Genomic DNA, 7,017 nt, shown 5'->3' with positions numbered 1-7,017 from the left:
GACGATAGTCAGGTGATCAAACGCATTGCCGAGTGCATAAGCCACATGTCGCCCGATGACACGACTTTGCAGAAAGTATCGAGAATTGCTGCGCGCAATTGGCGCCTTCGCAATCAGCCACGACTATTGATCGACGTTACTCAGTTGGCAAAGTCGGATGCGCGGACAGGCATTCAACGCGTCGTCAGGAATATTGCCTATGAAATCGTTGGCCTGGAAGGCATGCAATGTCCGGTCGAACTAGTGCACCAGGTGGACGGCACGCTTTGGCGTGCCAGCAAAGTGATCGGCTCAATCTTTGATATTCCAGCTTCATCCGTGCCGGAACAGCAAATAGTCATTCACCCGGGCGACACCTTGCTGATGATTGATTCATCATGGGAGCAATACCGCGGCTTTCTTCCGATCTTCCAGACTGTGCGGGAACTTGGAGGAAAAATTGTCACGGTCATATATGACATTATCCCGCTACGCACGCCAGAGCTTTGTGTTCCTGCGCTCGTTACTGTTTTTCGCACGTGGTTCAGGCTAGCGGTTGAGGAAAGCGATACCTTGCTTTGCATTTCACGCGCGACGGCGGATGAAGTAAAAATCTATTTGAATGAACAAAATATACAGCAACGACGAAGGCTTTCGGTCCTCCACTGGCCTCTGGGAGGAGACATCGCAGTCCGCACAACCGAAACCGCGGTACGCGAGCCTGTACGACAAATGGCGGCCGATAACAGCTCCCCGCTCTTTCTGATGGTGGGAACGCTTGAACCGCGTAAAGGGCATCAGTTCACGCTTGATGCGTTTGAGGAACTATGGCGCAATGGGTCAAATGTACGTCTTTGTATCGCAGGCAGCGTCGGATGGATTGATACCAAAACCATAGAACAAATTCGCAATCATCCCCTGCTAAATACGAAGCTGTTTTTCGTTGAAAGCTTTACCGATGCAGAGATTGAAATTTGCTATGCCGCGGCGACTGCACTCATTGCGGCTTCCGTTGCGGAAGGTTTCGGATTACCTATTGTCGAAGCAGCGCTGCACAATGTGCCGACACTGGCAAGCGACATTCCAGTGTTCCGAGAGGTAGGCGGAGACGGTGCCCGCTACTTCTCACTAGCGGATTCGCGTTACCTTGCGGAGGCGGTTATCGAGTTTTCCACCTTGACGCCGCAAGAGCGCCTTGGAATGGCGGCGAAGATCAGGACCGTCACCTGGCGGCAAAGCGCAGAACGCCTGCTGTCGGCTATCGGATTGAAAAACAACACCGGAAACCTGTCATCTTCGGGCTGCCAGGTTGCTTCCGAATCGATTAACGTCATTGTTTCAAGCGATCGATCATATTCATAAATCCGCATCATCCTGAGAAGTGATTGGCTGCCCAGTGAAATCAGGACCTGAGTCCAGATGAATTAACGGGCGCCGTACATAGTGCTCTATACCTGCTATGGCGTTATACTTTCCGGCTATCAATCCAGTATCGGAGCATTGCCGGCTATGAGTATTGTGTTATCCCGTGTCTCGCATCCTTCATGAGGGCATTGGTTCTTATTCGCGCTTTGTTGCGGCCGACTGCGTTGGCACGATTACTGATTGCCGCCACAGCCGTGATGCTTACTGTATTGCTGCAGTATGGCGCACTCGATGACCAAGCCCAATTCGGGAATGAATGGCTACGGGATTCGTTCATTCGCGTACATGCCTCCAGCGAGCCAGAATCACGGGTAGTCGTTATTGATATCGATGAGGCCAGTTTAATTGAAGCAGGACCGTGGCCATGGCCAAGAAGTCGTCTTGCGACCCTTCTTGAGACATTGATTTCCACCTACGGCGTTCAAGGCGCCGCTTTGGACTTGGTTTTGCCTGAGGCAGCGGACAGCGAAGGTGACCAACGACTCGCCATGCTGGCTAGACATGGGCCAGTCGTTCTGGCGCAAGCGCTGGACTACGCTCCGCGGAGCGTACCTTTGCAGGTCGGCAGAATTGCGGGCGGGACATTCGAAGCGGCCAGCCATCATCCAAAAGCAAGTGGATACATTGCAAATCACTCCGGCTTGCTCGAAGCACGGTACACAGGCAACATTGGGTTCGTTCCGGATAGCGACGGTACGGTACGCCGCTTACCAACATACACCTGGTTTGAAGGACGGAACTATCCCACCCTTTCTCTGGCGCTTTTCACCTGTTGCCACAACGGTGCTTCCGCCGCCATCCCAAGCAAAGATCCATTCTGGCGCGTTCCGTTCTCCAAGGATTGGTCTGCTTATATGGTCGTGTCGGCCACCGACATATTAAATCAGCGCATACCGGCGGACGCCATATCTGGGCGATTAGCATTGATAGGCTCGTCGTCGCTTGGTCTGTCGGATCTCGTAACAACCCCGCTGACAGCCTCTACTAGCGGTGTAATGGTACATGCTGCGGCTCTATCATCCTTGCTGGACCATCGATCCGGAAAAAGTCCGGCAGCCTGGCCGGGCCGCATTATTGCCGTCCTGTTCGCCATTGCGGTTGCTGCAGTTGCCGCCTACAGCTTTCCTCGTCTACCTGCAGCCTACAACGTCATCCTGCTTATAGGCGCGTCCTTGCTTTGGCTTCTTTTAGCGTACGTCATGGCGCCGCATGACGCCGACTTCTCTGCCAGCTCCCCGCTGATATCCAACCTGTTTTTACTTGCAGTCGCGGTTCCGTTTGATTGGCAGCTTACACAGCGAAGGTCCCAGCATCTACTGCATACGCTTCATCAATACGTTGCAAAGTCCGTAGTAGATGAGTTAATGCGCAGCAGCGTTGACGATCCCCTTGTTCCGGTCCACCGGGATGTCACTACCCTCATTGCTGACATGGAGGGCTACACTGGCCAGGTAGAAGCGCTTTCGGTTGAGGAAGCGGCACAATTGACACGCGATTTTCTGGATTGCCTCACACGCCCGGTATTGGCCAGAAACGGTACGCTGGACAAGTACACCGGCGATGGGCTCGTTGCATTTTGGGGAGCTCCACTGGCGATCGAAGAGCACGCGGATCTCGCGCTGGACGCGGCGCATGAGATCCTGCAAGAAGTAAAACGATTTAGCCTGCAGCGGGAGAAGGAAGGCAAACGTGCATTGCGGGTTCGCATCGGGATCGAGAGCGGACCCGCAATGGCGGGCGATTTCGGCACCTCCTTTCGAAGCATCTATACCGCGGTTGGCGATAGCGTGAATGTCGCATCAAGATTGCAGGAACTGGCACGTGATATGCCACATGATCTTGTCGTCGGAAAGGGAACTGCGACTCGCGCCAAAAGGCATACATTGCGATTTCTGGGCGATATTGTGCTGCGGGGGAAAGAAAAGCCAACGACGTTATACACCTTGGAGCAGCAAGCGTGAGTGACATGCCGCTTTTGCGCAGATATGCCATCGTCCTGATGTTATTTGCCGGCTCCGCAATGGCCCAAGCCGATCCCGATCGGAATCCAAATCTATATTTGGATGCGATGCAGGCTATTGCAGAAGGAAGAAAGAAAGATGCGAGCGACACGCTTGCACGCATGATTGAGCAAGAACCAGAACACGCCGGAGCATGGCTGGATTTGGCAATCCTTCAATGCGAACTTGGCCATACGGAAAAAGCCGAGCAGCTATTTGACAGCATAGAAAAGCGGTTCTCACCGCCAAGCGGCATTATGGACGTCATTACTTATCAGAGAACAAAAGGTTGCGTGCCATGGCAGCCCGGAGCCCGCACGTTAATGTCGATAGGTAGAGGAACCGATAGCAACGTAAATCAGGGTACCCGTAATCCCAATTTCACTATTGGTAGCGGCGATACAAGAATCGAGTTGCAGTTATTGCCTGAATATTTCCCGAAAAAAGATAGCTATACACTCTTATCAATGGAATATGCGCGCGATTTGAATGCTAATGGAACCATCGGTTTTATCCAATTTCAGGCTCGCCATAACGATTCTTTAACAAAGTACAACACCGCTTCTCTGGCTGCGTCAGTCGAACATCCTTGGAGGATCGCAAATTGGGGCGTTCGAGGTTTGGGTACGTTGGCAGCCCTTAGTCTTGGCGGACGACTCTATCAAGAACAAGGCCAAGTGCAGGCGCAAATTACTCCACCACTGCCCTTGCCAGATAATATTCAACTGAAAGCCGTAGCAGGATTAGCACATGTGATTTATCCCACCCTACGTGACTTCAATTCCAACATGTGGGATATCCGCGGCGTTTTGAGCTATAAGCATGGTCAGCACCAAATTGTCAGTAGCTTGGGCTATTTGGCTGACCGCGGCACAAGTACTCGCCCGGGTGGCAACAGGCATGGGCAATTACTAAGCCTTCATGGTCGGACCTCACTCACAACAAATACATTTGGCGAACTCAGTTGGACACACCAATCCTGGCGCAGCGATCTTCCTTATTCTCCGGGCTTGATTGATCAAACACGTCATCAGAAAACTCGGACATTACGAGCTGCCGTAATTGTTCCAATCAATAATCGTCATTCTTTGCACTTTGAGTGGCGCCAAACAAGGAACAAAGAAAATATCTCGATCTTTGAGTATGACAACCGCTCAATTCAATTGAACTGGCAATGGCAGGCCTTCTAGAACATCTCTCATTACGTAGGTGCAGATCGCCCTCTTTGCTGAAACTTTCAAATCCGTCCGGCCGATTGAAGCCCATACCTGACCGTAAAGCCAAAGATGCAAGTGGAATTAATCGTCTTTATAAGTACAACGCTGTTGGTGATCATCGGCTGCCTTTTACCTGCAGGCTGGCTGCCACCCTTGCCGAACGATAAAGTTTTACATTTTTCAGCATTTGCGGCTTTGTCACTTTTGGCAACTCGCATTGTAAAAAGCGAGGCCGAATTGTCGGTATGGTTTCTTGTATTGTTTTTAGTTGGTTTAAGCATCGAGATAGCGCAGACCTTGGTACCCGGACGCAGCTTTTGCTGGAAAGATCTCGCCGCCAATACCGCAGGTATTTTTACCGCTTTTGTGTATGTGCATAATCCGCTATGAGTCGCCACCTTCCAGGTCATTCCTACCTTTGCCGAGGTGGCAGCTTGTCTTGCCTGCATCGCATATAAACTTTACTTAATGTACAGAGCGCCTTCAAAGGGTGGGATATAATCCGGAGCTTTTTGCCACCGGTTCTGCCAGCACTCCGCCCCGTAAACCCTGCTTTAGCCACAAACCTGCGCTTTGTTGGAGAGTCGCCCACTCTGCTTTGCTGTTCAACTTGAAGCAATCGGCCGTGCGGCGAAAGTTATTTGAAACACAAGCGAGGCGACCATGAATCGTCCTGGAGGATGAATTTGTATCAACATTCAAGTTTGCCAGCTTCGAGCTTGTATTGGCTGTCCGGATTCTTATGGAAAGACCGGACGTCGGTTTTCGCGTACACCGTAGCTATTGTGCTGGCGGCGATATATGTACTGCAAAAATATCCCCTAGATTTTCTTCTTGGTAGCCAGGGGTTTCTCTTTTTGGAACAAGGAGACCCTGCATCACAAGTTGCAGGTTGGCTGTTCTACATGCACGACTCTTGGCATTTACCCCTTCTCCACACCTATAGACTGGGTCACCCTGAAGGAGTCAATATTGCATTCGCCGACACAATTCCTCTTGCGGCATTACTCTTCAAGCTCATACGTGCGTGGCTCCCCCCTCAGTTTCATTACATTGGAATCTGGCATGCTGTTGCTTTTTTGACGCAGGCATTAGCTGCGACATTCCTGATGCGTTCGCTCGGTCAGAGGCATTTGTTTGCAATCGTAGTCACAGTGCTGTTATGCCTCACCTGGCCTGCTCTTTTGTGGCGCACAGGTCACGCGGCACTGATGACACATGCGCTCATTCTTTGTTCGCTGGCATTGTATTTTTCCGGGCGCTTGAATCAAATACCTACTCGCAATATTGCTGTTGCATTCATCACCCTGAATATCATCGGGTTGATGATTCACCCATACTATATTGCCTTCTGCTATCCGATATTTCTGGCTTTTCTTTGCGATCAAGCACTGAGTGGGGATGGCTGGAAAAGGCAATTGCCCGCGCTGACAATTTCAATTGCTGCCATTGCATTGGTGGGAATGGTATTTGGCTATTTCGGACAGAATGCCCAAGCAGGGGGATTCACGCAGTTTTCAATGAATCTGGTGGCACCGTTTTGCGGTGTTGATGGCCAACTTATATCCTGCTTCGTGGATAGCACCGGCGGCCAAAGCGAAGGCTACAACTATCTCGGCGCCGGCGTTTTACTGCTTATTCCCTTTGCCGTGGTCATGGCATGGCCAGAGGTTAAAATTTTGCATCGTCGCTTTCCTGCGCTCCTGATTACCTTAGCACTCTTTACCATCTACTCTGCATCGTCCCGTGTCTATTTCGGTTCACACGAAATTTTTTCTTATTCATTACCTACTATATTGACGGCGACCTTTCGTGCAAGCGGTCGCTTTTTCTGGGTGGTCGGATATGTAATTCTTTTCGCGACTCTGGTTGTTCTGTTCAAGAAAGCATCCTGGCGCAGCGCTTTCCTTATTATCATCGCCTTTGCCCTTCAATGGACAGACCTTACTTCATTGCGCTCTCACACTACCAACATTGTTTCGGCACCAGGAAAAGGAGATCTGGTGCAATGGGCGCCATTAATGGGCAAGGTAGATAAAATCCATGTTTATCCGGCATTTGGTTGTGGCGCTTTAAACCTTGAGGTTTATTGGCACTACCAACGGGTTGCAAGCCACTTTCAGAAACTTTTAGACACGGGGTATATGGCCCGGCATTCGGCAAATTGCGAGAACAACAAGCGACTGTTTGCGGATGGTTTCGAATCTAGACATCTGTATGTCATGGCCTCTGAATTATTGAAGGATTTTGGGGAGGTACCCGCAGGATTCAAAGAAGCGCTTCAACAAGATGAGTGCGTAATCTGGAAAGAGAATGTTCTTTGCTCGAAGGGATTTAATGACACCGAGTGGAAAGCTACGGGACTAGCGGTTAGCTCTCCATATAAAAAATAAAAG

General features: G+C 50.7%; 5 protein-coding genes. All 5 read left to right on the top strand.

Annotated features, from left to right (window positions below; translation table 11 throughout):
- A partial coding sequence (locus VGU61_RS20555) for a glycosyltransferase family 1 protein (RefSeq protein WP_326861158.1) occupies nucleotides 1–1,341 on the top strand: 1,341 nt, incomplete at its 5' end.
- 182 nt (nucleotides 1,342–1,523) lie between these two features.
- Nucleotides 1,524–3,365, top strand: coding sequence for an adenylate/guanylate cyclase domain-containing protein (locus tag VGU61_RS20550; protein WP_326861157.1), 1,842 nt, complete (start codon nucleotides 1,524–1,526; stop codon nucleotides 3,363–3,365).
- A 5-nt stretch (nucleotides 3,366–3,370) separates the two neighbouring features.
- Nucleotides 3,371–4,594, top strand: coding sequence for a tetratricopeptide repeat protein (locus VGU61_RS20545; protein WP_326861160.1), 1,224 nt, complete (start codon nucleotides 3,371–3,373; stop codon nucleotides 4,592–4,594).
- Nucleotides 4,595–4,690: 96 nt separating this feature from the next.
- Nucleotides 4,691–5,011 carry a VanZ family protein gene (locus VGU61_RS20540; RefSeq protein WP_414691671.1) on the top strand — a complete coding sequence of 107 codons (321 nt, stop codon included), beginning with the start codon at nucleotides 4,691–4,693 and terminating at the stop codon, nucleotides 5,009–5,011.
- Nucleotides 5,012–5,307: 296 nt separating this feature from the next.
- Nucleotides 5,308–7,014 carry a DUF6311 domain-containing protein gene (locus tag VGU61_RS20535; protein ID WP_326861155.1) on the top strand — a complete coding sequence of 569 codons (1,707 nt, stop codon included), beginning with the start codon at nucleotides 5,308–5,310 and terminating at the stop codon, nucleotides 7,012–7,014.
- The last annotated feature ends 3 nt before the right edge of the window (nucleotides 7,015–7,017 follow it).

The sequence above is a fragment of the Noviherbaspirillum sp. genome (assembly GCF_035944575.1).
GTDB lineage: Bacteria > Pseudomonadota > Gammaproteobacteria > Burkholderiales > Burkholderiaceae_D > Noviherbaspirillum.
This window is presented reverse-complemented; position numbering and strand designations above follow the sequence as displayed.